Raw genomic sequence first — 17,709 nt, forward strand, 5'->3', positions numbered from 1 at the left:
CTTCACAGAGTGATTACTCTGCTGCGCCTTCTTCGGTAGCTTCTGGAGCAACACGTGGAGCGTGGACGTTGGCAACAGCCTTGTCATCGCCGTGTGCCAGGGCTACGAACTCGACACCTTTAGGAGCTTTGAGGTCCGACAGGTGAACGATGGTGCCGATTTCAGCGTTAGCCAGGTCGACTTCGATGAACTCAGGCAGATCTTTTGGCAGGCAGGAAACTTCGATCTCGGCAACAACGTGCGAGATTTCGCCGCCTTTCTTGGTCGGTGCTTCTTCGTTGATGAAGTGCACTGGAACGATAGCGGTCAGTTTCTGGCCAGCTACTACGCGTACGAAGTCAGCGTGCATCACGTGGCCTTTGGCCGGGTGACGCTGCAGGGCTTTGATCACGACGTTCTGCTTGGTGCCACCAACGTTCAGCTCGATGATGTGGCTGTAAGCCGCTTCGTTTTCGAGCAGTTTGGCAACTTCTTTGGCCAGCATGCTGATGGATTCAGGGGCTTTGTCGCCACCGTAAACTACAGCTGGAACCAGGCTTGCGAGACGACGCAGGCGGCGGCTCGCACCTTTCCCCAGGTCGGAACGCACTTCAGCATTCAGAGTAAAATCGTTCATGTTGTATCTCCAAAATAACCACACTCGCCCCAGCGTTTGCGACCAGCGCTAAAGGCGATATGGGCAAAAAAGCCCCGCCCCGACAGGAATGCCGGGGCGGGGCGCTTTTCGTCAACGAGACATTTCGAGAAGGGCAGGGCCCTTAGCGGAACATCGCGCTGATCGATTCTTCATTGCTGATGCGGCGGACCGCCTCGGCAACAACCGGTGCGATATCCAGTTGACGGATACGCGCACAGGCTTGTGCTGCAGCGGACAGCGGGATGGTGTTGGTCACCACCAGCTCGTCCAGCACGGAATTTTCAATGTTTTCGATCGCCCGACCCGACAGCACAGGGTGCGTGCAGTAGGCGAAAACCTTGGCAGCGCCATGCTCTTTCAAGGCCTTGGCCGCGTGGCACAGGGTGCCGGCGGTATCGACCATGTCATCGACCAGAATACAGGTACGCCCTTCGACATCACCGATGATATGCATCACTTCAGAGTGATTGGCTTTCTCACGGCGTTTGTCGATGATCCCGAGGTCCACGCCCAGGGATTTGGCAACGGCACGTGCACGCACGACGCCACCAATGTCCGGGGACACGATCATCAGGTTTTCGAAGCGCTGATCTTCAATGTCATCCACCAGAACCGGGGAGCCGTAGATGTTATCTACCGGAATATCGAAGAAACCCTGGATTTGGTCAGCATGCAGATCAACCGTGAGAACACGGTCGATGCCGACTACGGTAAGCATGTCAGCGACGACTTTCGCGCTGATAGCCACACGTGCGGAACGCGGACGGCGATCCTGACGGGCATAACCAAAGTAAGGAATAACAGCAGTGATACGAGTAGCCGAGGAGCGGCGGAAGGCATCAGCCATCACTACCAGTTCCATGAGGTTATCGTTGGTCGGGGCGCAAGTCGGCTGAATAATGAAGACATCTTTACCGCGGACGTTTTCATTGATCTCGGCTGTAATTTCGCCGTCGGAGAATTTACCGACAGAGATGTCACCGAGAGGGATATGCAGCTGACGTACGACACGCCGAGCCAGATCGGGGTTAGCATTCCCCGTAAAGACCATCATCTTGGACACGCGCAGTACCTAGAGGCTGAGGGTAACCTGGATGAGTATAGAAAATGGCAGGGGCGGCTGGATTCGAACCAACGCATGGCAGGATCAAAACCTGCTGCCTTACCGCTTGGCGACGCCCCTGTATCTGTTGCAACGATTACCCAGTAATCGGTTCCTTTAGAGCAGACTTTGCAGCTTGCGATGCAACATCGAAATGTTGCTTCCTTTGGCTACAAACCCTGTAAGGGTCTCTGTAAGAAGGGCCGAGACTTTATCAGCTTCAGCTTTGCTTGGGAAGCCCCCAAACACACAACTTCCAGTTCCGGTGAGTTTTGCTTCGGTAAATTTACCTAACAAATTCAATGCGTTACGTACCTCTGGATAACGCCTTGCTACCACCGGCAAGCAGTCATTTCGACTGTTTCCCTTGGGAACGGGGCGCACTTTAATGGGCGGCGTGTTACGTGTCAACAACGGATCAGAAAAAATTTCTGCCGTACTTACAGAGACTTGCGGCACCAGCACCAGATACCAGGGTTCTTCAGGGTCGACAGGGGTCAGTTTTTCCCCCACGCCCTCGGCGAAAGCCGCATGCCCGCGCACGAAAACCGGAACGTCGGCTCCCAGTGACAGGCCCAGCGCGGCCAGCCGATCCTCATCCCAACCCAGTTGCCAGAGGTGGTTGAGGCCGAGCAGGGTGGTGGCGGCATTCGAACTGCCGCCGCCAATGCCGCCGCCCATGGGCAGGACTTTGTCGATCCAGATATCAATACCGAGCGAACAGCCGGATTGCTCCTGAAGTTTTTTCGCGGCCTTGACGATCAGGTTGCTGTCGTGGGGGACACCGTCGAACTCGGTGTGCAGGCAAATGACGCCGTCGTCGCGCACGGCGAAGGTGATTTCGTCGCCGTAGTCGAGAAACTGAAACAGCGTTTGCAACTCGTGGTAGCCGTCTTCACGGCGACCCAGAATGTGCAGCATCAAATTGAGTTTGGCCGGCGAAGGCAGGGTCAGGCGATTGGCTGGCATGTCACTGTCCCAACTTTCGCGGTTGCCAGGCCTTGATGACCAGCGTGACATCCAGGTCGGTGCCGTGCAGTTTGATCCGCTCGGGTAGCCAGTAGCCGTTTTGCTCGGTGTAGGCCGTGTATTGGACCTGCCAGCCGTCCTGTTCGAGGCTGGCCAGGCGACTGTCGCCATCGAGGGTCAAACGGCTTTTGCTGTCTGGAGCCGGGAGTCCGCGGACCCACCAGGCCAGGTTGGAAACCGGCAGCTTCCAGCCAAGCTGCTCTTCGAGCAGGGCATCCGGGGAGGTCGCTTCGTAGCGACCCTGGTTGGCGACCTCCAGGGAAACCTTGCCCGGGCGCCCGGTCAGGCGAGCCGCGCCGCGACCCAAGGGACCGGAAAGGCGAATGTCGTAGTAATCCTGACGTTGCAGCCAGAACAGCGTGCCGCTGCCGGAATCTTTTGGCGCACGGATACCGATCTTGCCGTCGATCTGCCAGCCATCAAGGCTCGCGAGCTGCTGTTTGTGCTCGCGCCATTGGGTCGGATCTCCGTGGCCCTCGACCGATTCGCGGGCACCGAAGCCCGCGCAACCGGCGAGCAGGGTGATGAAACTGAAAACGATAAGGTGGCGCAAAAACATAATCTTAAAGAGTCTCTGATCCGGTCAGGCGCTTGATGGTGCCGCGCAGGGTTGGGCTGTCGGGTTGTTCCTTGAGGAATTTGCCCCAGATTTGCCGAGCTTCGCTTTGCTTGCCATTGGCCCACAGGACTTCGCCTAGATGAGCGGCGACTTCCTGGTCGGGGAAACGCTCCAGGGCCTGGCGCAGCAGGCGCTCGGCTTCGTCGAGATTGCCCATGCGGTAATTCACCCAGCCGAGGCTGTCGAGAACCGCCGGGTCTTCCGGACTGATTTGGTGCGCTTGCTCGATCAGGGCCTTGGCTTCGGCGTAACGCGTCGTCCGGTCAGACAGGGTATAGCCGAGGGCGTTCAGTGCCATGGCATTGTCCGGGTCGCGCTTGATGATCAGGCGCAGGTCTTTTTCCATCTGGGCCAGGTCGTTGCGTTTTTCTGCCTGCATGGCGCGGGTGTACAGCAGGTTCAAATCGTCCGGGTATTGTTGCAGTGCTTGCTCCAGGACTTTCCAGGCCTTGTCCCCCTGTTTGTTGGCAGACAGGGTTTCGGCTTCGATCAGGTACAACTGGATCACGTAGTCCGGCTGCTCGTCGCGTTGGGCCGCGAGTCGTTTTTGCGCTTCGGCGGTCCTGCCGTTGCTCATCAGGATATCGGCCTGGCGCAGTTGCGCCGGCAGGTAATCGTTGCCCGGCCCGACCTTGGCGTACTCGATCAGCGCGCCTTGTGGATCGTTGCGTTCTTCGGCGATGCGCCCCAGGTTCAGGTGGGCCGAGTCGACGTGGCTGTCACGGGCGATCAGGTCTTCGAGGTAACCCTTGGCCTCGTCCCAGGCCTTGGCCTCCAGGCAGACGAGCGCCAGTGAATATCGCAGGTCGTCGTCTTCCGGGTATTGCTGCACCAGGCTTGAGAACTCGGCCTTGGCGTCGTCCATGCGGTCCTGTTCGACCAGCATGCGCGCATAGGTCAGGCGCAGGCGCTTGTCTTCCGGGTATTTGCGGATGCTTTTTTGCAGCAGCGGCAAGGCTTCGTCACCGCGATCCAGCGATTGCAGCAGGCGCGCGCGCAGCAGGATCGGGGCGATTTCGCCGTCGTCCGGCGGATTGTCTTCCAACAGGGTCAGCGCACCTTTGGTGTCGCCATCTTGCTGCAGCAGCAAGGCCTTGCCAAAAATCAGCTGGCCGTTGTTCGGGTGGCGCTGCAACAGACGGTCGAAACTTTTCATCAGGCCGTTGCGCGTGTCCTGGTCGGTATCGGCCGCAGACAGTGCGAGGAAGTCGAAATGGGTATCGCCCTTGCCTTGCAGCACTTTTTCCATATAGACCATGGAGTCGTCATAGCGCCCGGCGCGCGCCAGTTGCACGGCGGCGGCCCGCTGGGCCTCAAGGTCGTCCGGAGCGTTCCTGGCCCAGATCAGTGCCGTATCCAGGGCGGCCTGGTCGGCGCCCAGGTACTCGGCAATGCGGAATGCCCGCTCGGAAATGCCCGGATCCTGGGTGTTGATGGCCTGGGTCACGTAGTTGTCCAGGGCGATATCGAAACGATTGCGCTGGCCAGCCAGTTCCGCACTCAGCAGGCTGAAGACGGTGTCTTCGCTGAATGAGCTGTAGACCTTGGGCTTTTCAGGGGCCGCAGTGGTGTCTTCGACCGGCGACGGGTCGTCCGTCGAAGCGGGGCCCAGGGCCTGGCAGCCGCTGAGAAAGACAAGGGCGAGGAGCAACGCGGAGGATCTATTCATATAGGAAAAGGACGACTAACCTGCGGTCGGATCATCATGACACAAGCGTTCGGCCAAACATAACCGGGCAGGCATTTTCCCGTGGACGCAGGTCGTTGTAGGCGCTGGCTTGCCAGCGAAGACGCCCTGAAGGCCAACGCAAGGCGTCAGGACGCCTTCGCTGGCAAGCCAGTTCCTGCACTAAACGAGAATCGCTCGCAATCCGCGACATCGCCTACCAGGTCAATAGATATCGAGTAGTTGTCCTCGATGTGTCGAAGTAGGACAATTGCCGGCTTCACGTCACCACCAGCGACCTTGAATGGCCTTCCTTGCACTCGGTATTAACCACAAGACTGCTTCAGTAGACGTCCGCGAGCGCGTGGCCTTTACCCCTGAGCAGCTGGTTGAGGCCTTGCAGCAGCTCTGCCGACTCACCGACAGCCGCGAAGCTGCGATCCTCTCCACCTGCAATCGCAGTGAACTCTATATAGAACAGGATCACCTGTCGGCGGATACCGTGCTGCGCTGGCTGGCCGAATATCATCATTTGAGCTTCGATGAGCTGCGCGCGAGTGCTTATGTGTACGAAGACGATGCGGCAGTTCGTCACATGATGCGAGTCGCCTCCGGGCTCGATTCGCTGGTGTTGGGCGAACCGCAGATCCTCGGCCAGATGAAATCGGCCTATGCCGTGGCTCGCGAAGCCGGCACCATCGGTCCGCTGCTCGGCAGGCTGTTCCAGGCGACATTCAATTCTGCCAAGCAAGTGCGCACCGACACCGCCATTGGCGAGAACCCGGTGTCGGTGGCCTTTGCCGCGGTGAGCCTGGCCAAACAGATTTTCAGTGACCTGCAACGCAGTCAGGCGTTGCTGATCGGCGCTGGCGAAACCATTACCCTGGTCGCCCGCCACCTGCATGACCTGGGCGTGAAGCGTATCGTGGTCGCCAACCGCACGCTGGAGCGCGCGAGCATCCTGGCCGAGCAGTTCGGCGCCCATGCCGTGCTGCTGTCGGACATTCCCGCGGAGCTGGTGCGCAGCGACATCGTCATCAGCTCCACCGCCAGCCAGTTGCCGATCCTTGGCAAGGGTGCTGTTGAAAGCGCTCTGAAACTGCGCAAGCACAAACCGATCTTCATGGTCGATATCGCCGTCCCGCGTGATATCGAGCCAGAAGTCGGCGAGTTGGACGACGTCTACCTGTACAGCGTCGACGATCTCCACGAAGTGGTCGCCGAGAACCTCAAGAGTCGCCAGGGGGCAGCCCAGGCGGCGGAAGAGATGGTCTCGATCGGCGCTGAAGATTTCATGGTGCGCCTTCGCGAACTGGCGGCGGTGGATGTGCTCAAGGCCTATCGTCAACAGAGCGAACGCTTGCGCGACGAAGAATTGCAAAAAGCCCAGCGCATGTTGGCCAACGGTAGCAGCGCCGAAGAGGTGCTGGTGCAATTGGCGCGTGGCCTGACCAATAAACTCTTGCACGCACCGAGCGTGCAGTTGAAAAAGCTCTCTGCCGAAGGTCGCCTCGATGCGCTGGCGATGGCCCAGGAACTCTTTGCCCTCGGTGAGGGCTCATCGGATAGCTTTTCGGATAAGAAACCGCAATGAAAGCGTCACTGCTCAATAAGCTGGACATCCTCCAGGACCGTTTCGAGGAATTGACCGCCTTGCTTGGCGATGGCGAGGTCATTTCCGATCAGAACAAATTCCGCGCCTATTCCAAGGAGTACGCGGAAGTCGAGCCGATCGTCGAAACCTATAAACAGCTGCTTAAAGTGCAGGGAGACCTCGAAGGCGCCCAGGCCTTGCTCAAGGACAGCGACCCGGACATGCGCGAAATGGCCGTGGAAGAAGTCCGCGAAGCCAAGGAGCGCCTGGTCGAACTGGAAGCCAGTCTGCAACGCATGTTGCTGCCCAAGGACCCGAACGACGGGCGCAACGTGTTCCTCGAAATCCGCGCGGGCACCGGCGGCGACGAAGCGGCGATTTTCTCCGGCGACCTGTTCCGCATGTATTCGCGTTATGCCGAGCGGCGCGGCTGGCGGGTGGAGATCCTTTCGGAAAACGAGGGTGAGCACGGCGGCTACAAGGAAGTCATCGCGCGAGTCGAGGGCGACAACGTCTACGGCAAGCTGAAGTTCGAGTCCGGTGCTCACCGCGTGCAACGTGTGCCCGCGACCGAGTCCCAGGGCCGCATCCACACGTCGGCCTGCACCGTGGCAGTATTGCCCGAGCCGGACGAACAGGAAGCGATCGAGATCAATCCGGCAGACTTGCGCATCGATACCTATCGTTCTTCCGGTGCGGGTGGTCAGCACGTGAACAAGACCGATTCGGCGATCCGCATCACGCACTTGCCGTCTGGCATCGTGGTCGAGTGCCAGGAAGAACGTTCGCAGCACAAGAACCGCGCCCGGGCCATGTCCTGGCTGTCGGCCAAGCTCAACGACCAGCAAACCAGTGCCGCGGCCAATGCCATCGCCAGTGAGCGTAAATTGCTGGTGGGCTCGGGGGATCGCTCCGAACGTATCCGTACCTACAACTTTGCCCAGGGCCGGGTCACCGACCACCGGGTCAACCTGACGCTGTACTCGCTCGACGAAATCCTCGCCGGGGGTGTCGATGCGGTGATCGAGCCGTTGCTGGCCGAGTACCAGGCCGATCAACTGGCAGCGATAGGTGAATAAATGACGATCATTGCCAGTTTGTTGCGCGCCGCCGAGCTGCCCGACTCGCCCACGGCGCGCCTGGATGCCGAGTTGTTGCTGGCGGCCGCGTTGGGCAAGTCCCGCAGCTTCTTGCACACCTGGCCGGAACGTATTGTGCCGAGCGAAGCGGTGGTGACCTTCACCGAATATTTGCAGCGCCGCCGAAGTGGTGAGCCAGTGGCTTACATCCTTGGCCAGCAAGGTTTCTGGAAGCTCGACCTGGAAGTCGCACCGCACACGCTGATCCCGCGCCCGGACACCGAGTTGCTGGTGGAAGCTGCGCTGGAGCTGTTGCCAGCCACTCCCGCCAAGGTCCTCGACCTGGGCACTGGCAGCGGCGCGATTGCCCTGGCCCTGGCCAGCGAGCGGCCGGCATGGCAAGTCACTGCCGTGGATCGCGTGCTGGAAGCCGTGGCCCTGGCCGAACGCAATCGCCAGCGCTTGCACCTGAACAATGCCACGGTGCTGAGCAGTCATTGGTTCAGCGCCCTGGAAGGTCAGCGTTTTCAGTTGATCATCAGCAATCCGCCCTATATAGCGTCCGCCGATCCCCACCTGGTGGAAGGCGACGTGCGTTTCGAACCAGCCAGCGCCTTGGTAGCCGGGGTCGATGGCCTTGACGATTTGCGCTTGATCATTGACCAGGCGCCGGACCATCTCGACGCGGGCGGCTGGCTGATGCTCGAGCACGGTTACGATCAGGCCGAGGCGGTGCGCGATTTGCTGCTGACCCGTGGTTTTGAACAGATTCACAGCCGTACCGACCTGGGCGGTCATCAACGCATCAGCCTGGGGTGCCTGCCATGCTGAATGATCAGGAATTGCTGCGTTACAGCCGGCAGATTCTGTTGCAGCACATTGATATCGACGGTCAGTTGCGACTCAAGGACAGCCGTGTGCTGATCGTTGGCCTCGGCGGGCTTGGCGCGCCGGTGGCGCTGTACCTGGCAGCGGCGGGCGTGGGTGAGTTGCACCTGGCGGACTTCGATACGGTCGACTTGACCAACCTGCAACGCCAGATCATTCACGACACCGACAGCGTCGGCATGAGCAAGGTCGACTCGGCGATCAAGCGCCTGACGGCAATCAACCCGCAAATCCGGCTGGTCGCCCATCGCGCGGCGCTGGATGAAGACTCGCTGGCTGCTGTCGTGGCCGGGGTGGATCTGGTCCTCGACTGCTCTGATAATTTCTCCACCCGTGAAGCGGTCAACGCAGCGTGCGTGAACGCCGGCAAGCCGCTGGTCAGCGGTGCGGCAATTCGCTTGGAAGGGCAATTGTCGGTGTTCGACCCGCGTCGCCCGGAAAGCCCGTGCTACCACTGTTTGTATGGGCACGGCAGTGAAGCCGAATTGACCTGCAGCGAAGCCGGGGTGGTCGGTCCGCTGGTGGGGCTGGTCGGCAGCCTGCAAGCCCTTGAAACGCTGAAGTTGCTGGCCGGTTTTGGCGAGCCGCTGGTGGGGCGCCTGTTGCTGATCGACGCCTTGGGCACGCGCTTCCGTGAGTTGCGGGTCAAGCGTGATCCGGGTTGCAGCGTCTGTGGGCCCAAGCATGCGTGAAGCGCCGATCGGCGTGTTCGACTCCGGCGTCGGTGGGCTTTCGGTGCTGGCCGAGATCCAGCGTTTGTTGCCAGACGAATCTCTCTTGTATTTCGGCGATTGCGGGAACATTCCCTACGGCGAGAAAACCCCGGAATTCATCCGCCAGCGTTGCAGCGTCATGGCCGAGTTTTTTCAAGGCCAAGGCGCCAAGGCTCTGGTATTGGCCTGCAACACCGCCACGGTCGCGGGGGTTGCCGACCTGCGTCGCGATTATCCGCAATGGCCCATCGTCGGCATGGAGCCCGCGGTCAAGCCGGCCGCCGCCGCTACCCGCAGTGGTGTGGTTGGCGTGCTGGCCACCACGGGCACCCTGCAAAGCGCCAAGTTCGCCGCGCTGCTCGACCGATTCGCCACCGATGTTCGAGTGATCACCCAACCCTGCCCCGGGTTGGTCGATTTGATCGAACAAGGCGATCTGCACAGTCCTGCCCTGCGTCAGTTGCTGCAGGGGTACGTCGCGCCGCTGCTTGCCGCAGGCGCCGACACCATCATCCTGGGCTGCACCCATTACCCGTTTCTCAAGCCGCTGCTCAAGCAAATGATCCCCGATGACATCAGTCTGATCGACACCGGTGCGGCGGTCGCGCGCCAGCTTCAGCGACTGCTGGCCGAGCGCGAATTACTCGCCGCCGGGCCTGCGCGTGCCGCGCAGTTCTGGACGAGTGCCGATCCGGTTCATTTCACAAATATATTGCCGATACTGTGGAATAACGCCGGGGTTGTGCGAAGCTTTGAAGGGTAAACAAGTTGTGGCACAGGGGCACAATTTGGGTGAACTTCTGAATAACCGTCGACTTCTATAGCTGTGTAGTTAGAGCAAAAAAAACCAGACGTAATCGTTCGGAAAAGGATGTTTCTATGAAGCGACTATTTTGCTTGGCCGCGATTGCGGCTGCATTGATGGGGCATAGTTTCACTGCACAGGCGGCGGGCGTGGAGTTCGGGGTCGGCCAGACCGGCGAATCGACCATGACTTATCGATTGGGCATGCAATTCGATTGGGACAAGAGTTGGTGGCAGAGCGATGTGGGTCGCTTGACCGGTTACTGGAGCGGCGCCTACACCTACTGGGAGGGTGACGAGAAATCCAGCAACCACAGCCTTTCATTCTCGCCCGTGTTTGTTTATGAGTTTTCCGGCCAGAACATCAAACCCTACGTCGAACTCGGGTTTGGCGTAGCGGTGTTCGCCAGTACCGAAGTTGAAAACAACGACCTGGGCAGCGCATTCCAGTTCGAGGACCGCTTCGGTGCCGGCCTGCGCTTTAACGGCGGGCATGAAGTGGGAATTCGCGCGACGCACTATTCCAATGCCGGGATCACCACTCCCAACGACGGTGTAGAAAGTTACGCGTTGCATTACACGATGCCGTTGTAAGGATTACTGCTTTAGCAACATACCCTTGTGGGAGTCAGCCTGCTGGCTCTCGCATTGAGTTTCAGCGATACGCCGTCGAAATTCCCTGGCGTTCTTCAATGCACTCTGGTGCACCCATCTCGAACTCCCGGCAGATCAGCGGGCGTTTCTCGTAGATGGTGCACATCATCGTGTTGCGATCCAGCGCGGCGCACCAGCCGTCATCCAGGCGCAGCATGACCTCCCCACCCCAGTCGTCAGTATCGATGAATCGCTCGGGCACGCCGGTATCGGTGATCAGCATGACTTCGAGCTGACAGCAGCAGGCTGCACAGGTCGAGCAGGTCACCGCCGGTGTGGCGATTTGCGTGTGAGGGATGGTTTTCATGGCGCGCAGTGTAAGGCAGTCAGCCGTTACAGTGTGAAAGCTCGGACGGACGCTCGGTCGCTGGCACGTCTGTTCATCACAACTGATCCAGGATCGGCGGGCTGCTGCGAACCATGCGCTTGCCAATCGCCAGCCGGGTCCGGTCAGGCAGTTTCGACAGCGGCCACAGGGTTGCCATCAACATCCCCGACAAAGCGATATCCACTGGCTGGTTACTCAATTGGTGGAAAATGTGCTGCGCGGCTTTTCCTGCCGGCGAGGCGCGTGGTATTGGGGCATCGTTGTTCGCGGTCACTGGCGTCTCGACGAACCCAGGGCTGACCACCGTGACGGCGATCCCTTCCGGTGCCACGTCATTGCGCAGGGATTCGAACAGGTAGCGCATCCCGGCTTTCGAGGCACCATAGGCTTCGGCGCGGGGCAGTGGCAGGTAGGTTGCCGAACTGGCCAGGCCCACCAGGTGTGGCGCCGTGCCAGAGCGCAGCAGTGGCAATGCGGCTTCGATGCAGTAGCTGCTGGCGAGCAGATTGGTGCGCACCACATGCTCGATGATCGAGGCATCGAACTGCTTGGCATCCACAAATTCGCAGGTGCCGGCATTGAGGATCACAGTGTCCAGGGAACCCCAGTCCCGGGCAATCTGTTCGCCGATTTCACGTACTGTCTGGCTGTTGGTCAAGTCCCCTGCCAACACCAGTACCTGCCCGGGATAGCGCAGGGACAGGACTCTCAGTGGCGCCAGCGAACGGGAGCTGACGGCCAGCTGGGCGCCAGTCTTGAGTATTTCTTCGGCCAGTGCGGCGCCAATGCCGCTGCTTGCACCGGTCAACCAATACCGTCGTGGAGGTATCAGGCCCATTGCGTTCTCCTTCGCTGCCAGGCACATGCCTGGCCCAATGCCGTTAGATATTCATGTAGACGCAGCATTTTGCTATTCATGGTGGCTCCCGGCAGTTTGCCGCGGCGGCAGATTCTTGAATGCGGCCAAGGCGCGGGCGCGGGACGTGTTCAGGTCGACAATCGGTGCCGGATAATCTGCCACGCCGAACAGACCGCCAAGATGTGCCGGGTCGTGCACAGCCTTTTTATCAAGCCCCGACAGTTGTGGCAGCCAGTGCTTGATGAACAGGCCATCGGCGTCGAATTTTACCGACTGGCTCAGCGGGTTGAAAATCCTGAAGTAAGGCGCCGAGTCGGTGCCGGTGGACGAACTCCACTGCCAGCCGCCGTTGTTCGCGGCCAGGTCGCCATCGATCAAGTGGCGCATGAAAAAACGTTCGCCCTCGCGCCAGTCGATCAACAGGTTCTTGGTCAGGAACATCGCCACTACCATGCGCAGCCGGTTGTGCATCCAGCCGGTTTCGAGCAATTGGCGCATGGCCGCGTCGATGATCGGCAAGCCGGTACGGCCTTGCTGCCAGGCGGCGAGTTCTTCGGGTGCGTTGCGCCACGCCAGGGCTTCGGTTTCCGGACGAAAGGCACGGTGACGGGAAACCCGCGGGTAGCCCACCAGAATGTGTTTATAGAACTCTCGCCACAGCAATTCATTGATCCAGGTCACGGCGCCAATCTTGCCGCTTTCGAACTCACCCTGGTTACATTGCAGGGCGGCGTGCAGGCACTGGCGAGGAGAAATCACCCCGGCGGCCAGATAGGCCGAGAGTTGGCTGGTGCCGGGTTTTGCCGGGAAGTCGCGCTCGCTCTGGTAGTAGTCGATCTGCACGTCGGTGAAGCTGTCGAGACGGCGCCGGGCTTCCTCTTCACCAGCCGGCCACAGGTCGCGCAGGCTTTGAGGAGGCACCTCGAAGCCTTCGACCTGCGTCGCGATGGCGTCGCTGGCGATGTTCAACGGCGCTTGCGGCGCCGGTGTGCGTACCAGACCGGGCAGCGAATGATGCAGTCGTTCATAACAGACCTTGCGGAACTGGCTGAAGACCTGAAAGTACGTACCGGTCTTGGTCAGCACACTGCCGGGCTTGAACAGCAATTGATCGAGATAGCGACGTACTTCGATGCCTTCGGCCTTGAGGGTCCGGGCCACCGCTGCATCGCGGCGGGTTTCATGGATGCCGTATTCCTCGTTGAGATGCACCGTGTCGACCTGCAATTGCCGGCACAGCTCGAGCAACACGGCCGGTGCGTCATCCCAGTGGGGGGCGTTGCGGATCAGCAGGGGAATGTTCAATTGGCCCAGCGCCCGACTTAAAACCTCCAGGTTGCGCAGCCAGAAGTCCACTTTGCAGGGGGCGTCGTCATGTTCGCGCCATTGCTGCGGGCTTAGTAGAAACACCGCCACGGTCGGGCCCCGCGCTGCCGCGGCCGAAAGGGCGGTATTGTCGAGCAGGCGCAGGTCGCTGCGCAGCCAGATCAATTGCATGTGGACGTTCGCATCATTCATTGAAGTGCCATTAAATGAGCCCGCGTTGAACCAGTACCTGATGCGCCGCCAACGGGTTATCGGCCAGGTACAGATCAGCGATCTCTGACGTTATTGCGGACAACTCGGTGTGGTGAATGCACACCGTTGGCCCGACGATCATTTTTGGGCAACTGACGCCGTTCAAAAGTTTCGTCAGCTGTGAAAGGTTTAGGGCTTTGCTGGAATACAGCAAGACGCCCCGTGGTTTCAGTAGTTCGACCGCCAATGCCAGTTCGCTGGCCGGGAGTGGCCAGTCAAACACTTGCACCGGGCAATCGACGCTGCTGATCAACCACGCGGTGAGCCACAGGTGAGGTTCAAGGGGCAGGTCCGAGTGGTTGATCAATAGCAGTGGCGCGCTGTGCAACTGACGATTGTCATGGTAGATGCGCGCGCCAAACTTGCTGCGTAGCCAGGAATAAAAAAATACCCGTTCCATCTGCGTGCCGAACTGGCCTTGCCAGCGTTGTTCAAGCTCCGCCAGCAGGGGCAGGAGTAGCTGCTCGCACAAGGTGCGCGGCGGGTAGAGCGCCATGGCCTGGTTGACGGTGTCGTCGAGGGCGCGCTCGGACAACTGCGTGACGGCTTGCAGTGACTTGTGGCGCAACACCTGCCAGTCGTTTTCAACGAGCTCGCTGAAGGCTTGCGGGGTGTCGAGCAGTTGCTTGACCTGGCTGACGGCCACGCCGCGGTTGATCCAGGTGAGGATCGATAAGATACGTTGTACGTGTTCAGCCGAGAACAGCCGGTGACCCTTGGGGGTGCGTTGCGGCACGATCAGGCCATAACGGCGTTCCCAGGCCCTCAGCGTCACGGCATTCACCCCGGTTTGCCGGGCGACTTCGCGGATCGGCAGCCAGCCTTCGTCCAGCGCCTTCTTGAAGTCGGCACCGAGGTCTTCGCTGGCGCTGCTGTCGGCTAGGGCTTTCATCAGATTGCGTTTCGCAGGCTGAGATTTTCCGGATGGGGTTGCAGGTACACCTGCTGATCGATGTAGGGGTCCGGATGTTGCCGAAAGTGGTGCTTGAGCAACGTCAGCGGCACCACCAGCGGCACAATGCCTTGGCGGTATTGGCCGATGAGGCGTTGCATTTCCTGCTTGTCCTCGGCGCTGATGGTCTTTTTCAGGTAACCGCTCAGGTGCTGCAATACATTGCTGTGGGTGCGGCGGGTTGCACATTTCTTCAGGGCGGCCATCAACTGGGTGAAGTAGCGCGGTCCGAGTTCTTGCGGGTCTGTCTGGCCCATGTTGCCAAGCAAGTTGCCGAGGATTTTATATTGCATCGGGTTGTGAGCCATCAGCAGGTACTTGTAGCGCGAGTGGAACGCTGTCAGGCCGCGACGGCTCAGGCCTTCCTGCAGCAACTGTTGCCAGGCGCTGTAGGCAAATACACGGACAAGAAAGTTTTCCCGCAGCACCGGGTCGTTGAGCCGGCCGTCTTCTTCTACCGGCAAGTCCGTTTGCTGGGCACAGAACGCACCGGCGTAGATGCCCCGGCCACCGCCCATCACCGGTGCGCCGTTGGCGTGGTAGACCTTGACCCGCTCCAGGCCGCAGGAAGGGGATTGCTGCATGAAAATGTAACCGCAGATATCGCCAAGCTCCGCCGCCATGTGGCGGCCATAGTCCGCCAGCGGCTGGGTGACATTTAGGTCGCGGTCGACCGTGCCGAGGGCCTGGGGAGTGTCCGCGTCCCCCACCAGCCGGATAGGTTGGCGCGGAACGCCGAGGCCGATGGCGACTTCCGGGCAGACCGGGACAAACTCGAAGTAATCGCTGAGGACTTGGCGGCACAGCTGCGAAGCTTTGTGGCCGCCGTTGAAGCGCACATCAAATCCCAATAGACAGGCGCTGATGGCGATTTTTGGCTTGGCAGGGGATATGGGCATCGAGCACCTCGGAATCAAAACCTGTACAGCCCCGTAAGTCTGTACAACATAGCTTCATCATAGATTCAAAGGTGTACAAGTCAAATTTCTTGTATAAGTTTTTTAGTGGAGGACGATTCGCCTGGGCGATGTTGCCAGCGATCCAGACACCGTGGTGTTTCCACCCCGTATCGTTCATCGCTGGCAAGCCAGTGTCGCGATATTGCGTTTACTGCAAGTGTGCATGCAGACGGCGGGCGGCTTCCTGGCCGCTGAGCCAGGCACCTTCTACGCGTCCGGACAGGCACCAGTCGCCACACGCATACAGGCCCAGGTCTGCATCGGCCAAAGTCCCCCATTCATGGCTGCTGGCGGGGCGCGCGTAGAGCCAGCGGTGGGCCAGGCTGAAGCTGGGCGCAGGCATGGCATCGTGCAACAGCTCGGCAAACGCGCCGTGCAACTGTTCGATCACCGCTTCTTTCGGCAGGTCGATATGCTGGCGGCTCCAGGCGCTGGTGGCGTGCAATACCCACGTGTCGAGAGTATTGTCGCGCCCCGGTTTGCTGCGGTTGCGAGCCAGCCAGTCCAGCGGACTGTCCTGCACGAAGCAGCCCTCGATGGGCGTTTCCAGGGGGGTATCGAAGGCCAGCGCAACGGCCCAGGTGGGGTCCATCTTGACGCCGGCGGCAGCGCCAGCGAGCTTCGGCGCGGAGGCCAGCAGCGCGGTCGCCTGGGGGGCCGGGGTGGCGATGACCACATGACTGAACGGACCGTGGGTGAAGCCTTCGGCATCCTGCAGATGCCAGTGTTCTTCGCCGCGATACACCTCGGTGATCCGGCAGGCGAAGTGCACTTCCAGGTCGCCAAGCAGGGCACGGGTGATCGCGCTCATTCGCGGGGTGCCGACCCAGCGCGTCTGTTCGTCCGGCGACAGATCGAGCCGGCCGCCATGGTAGGTATACAGCTGTGGCGTCCACTCCGCGACCCAGCCATTGGTTTGCCAACGCTGGACTTCGGTGACAAAGCGCCGGTCGCGGGCAGTGAAATATTGCGCGCCCATGTCCAGGGCACCCGCATCGCTGCGCTTGCTCGACATGCGTCCGCCACTGCCGCGGCTTTTATCGAAAAGATGCACGACATGCCCCAACTCGGTCAGGGCTTGTGCGGCTGAGAGTCCGGCAATGCCGGTGCCGATGATTGCGATAGGTACAGTCATAAGGGCCTCGTTTACCTGTCTGTACAGACTACGCCGGGGTTGAAACCTGTACAATATTGTTTTTTGGTATAACTTTCAGCGTTCTCGTTCTGACAGCTTGGCCTATTGTTAAACACAGAGCCTGCCCGATACCAAAAGATCCCTTGCTTATAAAAATAGACTAGTGATCAGGGTAAAACGCCACGCGAGGAAGAAGTCATGCACATATTGCTGACCGGCGGTACTGGTTTGATAGGACGTCAGCTCTGCCGGCACTGGTTGAGCCAGGGGCATCGCCTTACAGTCTGGAGCCGGACGCCTGCAAAAGTCGCGAAAATCTGCGGTGCCCAGGTGCGTGGTATCGCGCGACTTGACGAGCTCGGGCAAGACCAGGTGGACGCCATCGTCAATCTGGCCGGCGCGCCGATTGCCGATCGCCCGTGGACCCACAAGCGCAAGGCGCTGTTGTGGAGCAGCCGTATCACCCTGACCGAAACCCTGCTGGCCTGGCTTGAAAGCCGAGAACAGAAACCGCAGGTAATGATTTCGGGGTCCGCGGTCGGCTGGTACGGCGATGGTGGTGAGCGTGAACTGACCGAGGATTCGCCACCGGTCATCGATGATTTCGCCAGCCAGTTATGCATCGCCTGGGAGGAAACCGCCCAGCGTGCCGAAGCCTTGGGCATTCGTGTGATCTTCATTCGCACCGGCCTGGTGTTATCGGCAGAGGGCGGCTTTTTGTCGCGCCTGTTGCTGCCCTTCAAACTGGGGCTGGGCGGGCCTATCGGCAGTGGCCGGCAGTGGATGCCGTGGATTCATATCAAGGATCAAATCGCCCTGATTGATTTTCTTCTGCATCGGGAAAGTGCCAGTGGTCCTTATAATGCGTGCGCGCCCAGCCCGGTGCGCAACCGAGAGTTTGCCAAGACGCTGGGCAGCGTACTGAATCGCCCGTCGTTCATGCCCGTGCCGACCCTGGTCTTGAAGGTGTGCCTGGGTGAGTTGTCTTTGCTGTTGCTGGGCGGCCAGAAGGCCGTGCCGGCTCGCTTGCTGGAAGCGGGTTTCACTTTCCAGTTCACTGATTTGCGCGCGGCCCTGGACGACTTGTCCAGCCGCCTTTGAAATAGGACGTTG

At 60.0% G+C, this 17,709-nt stretch carries 18 protein-coding genes and 1 tRNA gene; 7 read left to right on the forward strand and 12 right to left on the reverse strand.

Features of this window, described 5'->3' with window-relative positions:
* Positions 1–13: 13 nt before the first annotated feature.
* The 6 genes from BKX96_RS18630 to BKX96_RS18655 all read right to left on the reverse strand — a co-directional run bounded on the left by BKX96_RS18630 (position 14) and on the right by BKX96_RS18655 (position 5,056).
* A complete protein-coding gene (locus tag BKX96_RS18630) occupies positions 14–616 on the reverse strand; it encodes a 50S ribosomal protein L25/general stress protein Ctc (protein WP_046818955.1) in 603 nt (200 codons plus the stop codon).
* Between the two features lie 142 nt (positions 617–758).
* Positions 759–1,700, reverse strand: a complete 942-nt coding sequence (locus BKX96_RS18635) for a ribose-phosphate pyrophosphokinase (protein ID WP_003171603.1) — start codon at positions 1,698–1,700, stop codon at positions 759–761.
* Between the two features lie 45 nt (positions 1,701–1,745).
* Positions 1,746–1,820 (reverse strand) — tRNA-Gln (locus tag BKX96_RS18640).
* 36 nt (positions 1,821–1,856) lie between these two features.
* Positions 1,857–2,708, reverse strand: a complete 852-nt coding sequence (gene ispE, locus BKX96_RS18645) for a 4-(cytidine 5'-diphospho)-2-C-methyl-D-erythritol kinase (protein ID WP_046818956.1) — start codon at positions 2,706–2,708, stop codon at positions 1,857–1,859.
* A gap of 1 nt (position 2,709) precedes the next feature.
* On the reverse strand, positions 2,710–3,327 hold the full coding sequence (gene lolB / locus BKX96_RS18650; protein WP_046818957.1) for a lipoprotein insertase outer membrane protein LolB: 618 nt from the start codon (positions 3,325–3,327) through the stop codon (positions 2,710–2,712).
* Between the two features lie 4 nt (positions 3,328–3,331).
* The gene (locus BKX96_RS18655; RefSeq protein WP_046818958.1) at positions 3,332–5,056 is read right to left on the reverse strand and encodes a tetratricopeptide repeat protein; all 1,725 of its coding nucleotides are present in this window, start codon (positions 5,054–5,056) and stop codon (positions 3,332–3,334) included.
* 301 nt (positions 5,057–5,357) lie between these two features.
* Between BKX96_RS18655 and hemA the strand changes: the two genes are divergently transcribed.
* The 6 genes from hemA to BKX96_RS18685 all read left to right on the forward strand — a co-directional run bounded on the left by hemA (position 5,358) and on the right by BKX96_RS18685 (position 10,725).
* The gene (gene hemA, locus BKX96_RS18660) at positions 5,358–6,647 is read left to right on the forward strand and encodes a glutamyl-tRNA reductase (protein WP_077185182.1); all 1,290 of its coding nucleotides are present in this window, start codon (positions 5,358–5,360) and stop codon (positions 6,645–6,647) included.
* Positions 6,644–7,726, forward strand: coding sequence for a peptide chain release factor 1 (gene prfA, locus BKX96_RS18665; RefSeq protein ID WP_046818960.1), 1,083 nt, complete (start codon positions 6,644–6,646; stop codon positions 7,724–7,726). Before hemA ends, prfA begins: the two co-directional genes overlap by 4 nt.
* A complete protein-coding gene (gene prmC, locus BKX96_RS18670; protein ID WP_077185184.1) occupies positions 7,727–8,557 on the forward strand; it encodes a peptide chain release factor N(5)-glutamine methyltransferase in 831 nt (276 codons plus the stop codon).
* Positions 8,551–9,306 (forward strand): molybdopterin-synthase adenylyltransferase MoeB, encoded by a 756-nt coding sequence (locus BKX96_RS18675; RefSeq protein WP_077185186.1) that lies wholly within the window; start codon positions 8,551–8,553, stop codon positions 9,304–9,306. Before prmC ends, BKX96_RS18675 begins: the two co-directional genes overlap by 7 nt.
* Positions 9,299–10,090: a glutamate racemase gene (gene murI / locus BKX96_RS18680; protein WP_077185188.1), complete on the forward strand. Its 792-nt coding sequence runs from the start codon at positions 9,299–9,301 to the stop codon at positions 10,088–10,090. Before BKX96_RS18675 ends, murI begins: the two co-directional genes overlap by 8 nt.
* A gap of 116 nt (positions 10,091–10,206) precedes the next feature.
* Positions 10,207–10,725, forward strand: a complete 519-nt coding sequence (locus tag BKX96_RS18685) for an acyloxyacyl hydrolase (protein WP_077185190.1) — start codon at positions 10,207–10,209, stop codon at positions 10,723–10,725.
* Between the two features lie 61 nt (positions 10,726–10,786).
* Here BKX96_RS18685 and BKX96_RS18690 read toward each other — a convergent pair whose 3' ends face one another.
* The 6 genes from BKX96_RS18690 to BKX96_RS18715 form a co-directional block, all read right to left on the reverse strand.
* Positions 10,787–11,092, reverse strand: a complete 306-nt coding sequence (locus tag BKX96_RS18690; protein WP_034149582.1) for a YkgJ family cysteine cluster protein — start codon at positions 11,090–11,092, stop codon at positions 10,787–10,789.
* A 76-nt stretch (positions 11,093–11,168) separates the two neighbouring features.
* The gene (locus tag BKX96_RS18695) at positions 11,169–11,951 is read right to left on the reverse strand and encodes an SDR family NAD(P)-dependent oxidoreductase (RefSeq protein ID WP_077185192.1); all 783 of its coding nucleotides are present in this window, start codon (positions 11,949–11,951) and stop codon (positions 11,169–11,171) included.
* Between the two features lie 72 nt (positions 11,952–12,023).
* Positions 12,024–13,469 carry a deoxyribodipyrimidine photo-lyase gene (phrB, locus tag BKX96_RS18700; RefSeq protein ID WP_077185302.1) on the reverse strand — a complete coding sequence of 482 codons (1,446 nt, stop codon included), beginning with the start codon at positions 13,467–13,469 and terminating at the stop codon, positions 12,024–12,026.
* A 31-nt stretch (positions 13,470–13,500) separates the two neighbouring features.
* Positions 13,501–14,442 (reverse strand): MerR family transcriptional regulator, encoded by a 942-nt coding sequence (locus BKX96_RS18705; RefSeq protein ID WP_046818966.1) that lies wholly within the window; start codon positions 14,440–14,442, stop codon positions 13,501–13,503.
* Positions 14,442–15,401: a YbgA family protein gene (locus BKX96_RS18710; protein ID WP_046818967.1), complete on the reverse strand. Its 960-nt coding sequence runs from the start codon at positions 15,399–15,401 to the stop codon at positions 14,442–14,444. The genes BKX96_RS18705 and BKX96_RS18710 overlap by 1 nt, the downstream gene beginning before the upstream one ends.
* Positions 15,402–15,609: 208 nt before the next feature.
* The gene (locus BKX96_RS18715) at positions 15,610–16,596 is read right to left on the reverse strand and encodes an NAD(P)/FAD-dependent oxidoreductase (protein WP_046818968.1); all 987 of its coding nucleotides are present in this window, start codon (positions 16,594–16,596) and stop codon (positions 15,610–15,612) included.
* A 198-nt stretch (positions 16,597–16,794) separates the two neighbouring features.
* Between BKX96_RS18715 and BKX96_RS18720 the strand changes: the two genes are divergently transcribed.
* Positions 16,795–17,697 carry a TIGR01777 family oxidoreductase gene (locus BKX96_RS18720; protein WP_046818969.1) on the forward strand — a complete coding sequence of 301 codons (903 nt, stop codon included), beginning with the start codon at positions 16,795–16,797 and terminating at the stop codon, positions 17,695–17,697.
* Positions 17,698–17,709: the final 12 nt, after the last annotated feature.

This window comes from Pseudomonas putida (genome assembly GCF_001976065.1).
GTDB lineage: Bacteria > Pseudomonadota > Gammaproteobacteria > Pseudomonadales > Pseudomonadaceae > Aquipseudomonas > Aquipseudomonas serbica.

What these genes read in the sequence shown, in the direction of transcription:
- BKX96_RS18630 (WP_046818955.1), bottom strand. Translation starts at nt 616, where the DNA reads ATGAACGATTTTACTCTGAATGCTGAAGTGCGTTCCGACCTGGGGAAA.
- ispE (WP_046818956.1), bottom strand. Translation starts at nt 2,708, where the DNA reads ATGCCAGCCAATCGCCTGACCCTGCCTTCGCCGGCCAAACTCAATTTG.
- lolB (WP_046818957.1), bottom strand. Translation starts at nt 3,327, where the DNA reads ATGTTTTTGCGCCACCTTATCGTTTTCAGTTTCATCACCCTGCTCGCC.
- BKX96_RS18655 (WP_046818958.1), bottom strand. Translation starts at nt 5,056, where the DNA reads ATGAATAGATCCTCCGCGTTGCTCCTCGCCCTTGTCTTTCTCAGCGGC.
- hemA (WP_077185182.1), top strand. Translation starts at nt 5,358, where the DNA reads ATGGCCTTCCTTGCACTCGGTATTAACCACAAGACTGCTTCAGTAGAC.
- prfA (WP_046818960.1), top strand. Translation starts at nt 6,644, where the DNA reads ATGAAAGCGTCACTGCTCAATAAGCTGGACATCCTCCAGGACCGTTTC.
- prmC (WP_077185184.1), top strand. Translation starts at nt 7,727, where the DNA reads ATGACGATCATTGCCAGTTTGTTGCGCGCCGCCGAGCTGCCCGACTCG.
- BKX96_RS18675 (WP_077185186.1), top strand. Translation starts at nt 8,551, where the DNA reads ATGCTGAATGATCAGGAATTGCTGCGTTACAGCCGGCAGATTCTGTTG.
- murI (WP_077185188.1), top strand. Translation starts at nt 9,299, where the DNA reads ATGCGTGAAGCGCCGATCGGCGTGTTCGACTCCGGCGTCGGTGGGCTT.
- BKX96_RS18685 (WP_077185190.1), top strand. Translation starts at nt 10,207, where the DNA reads ATGAAGCGACTATTTTGCTTGGCCGCGATTGCGGCTGCATTGATGGGG.
- BKX96_RS18690 (WP_034149582.1), bottom strand. Translation starts at nt 11,092, where the DNA reads ATGAAAACCATCCCTCACACGCAAATCGCCACACCGGCGGTGACCTGC.
- BKX96_RS18695 (WP_077185192.1), bottom strand. Translation starts at nt 11,951, where the DNA reads ATGGGCCTGATACCTCCACGACGGTATTGGTTGACCGGTGCAAGCAGC.
- phrB (WP_077185302.1), bottom strand. Translation starts at nt 13,469, where the DNA reads ATGCAATTGATCTGGCTGCGCAGCGACCTGCGCCTGCTCGACAATACC.
- BKX96_RS18705 (WP_046818966.1), bottom strand. Translation starts at nt 14,442, where the DNA reads ATGAAAGCCCTAGCCGACAGCAGCGCCAGCGAAGACCTCGGTGCCGAC.
- BKX96_RS18710 (WP_046818967.1), bottom strand. Translation starts at nt 15,401, where the DNA reads ATGCCCATATCCCCTGCCAAGCCAAAAATCGCCATCAGCGCCTGTCTA.
- BKX96_RS18715 (WP_046818968.1), bottom strand. Translation starts at nt 16,596, where the DNA reads ATGACTGTACCTATCGCAATCATCGGCACCGGCATTGCCGGACTCTCA.
- BKX96_RS18720 (WP_046818969.1), top strand. Translation starts at nt 16,795, where the DNA reads ATGCACATATTGCTGACCGGCGGTACTGGTTTGATAGGACGTCAGCTC.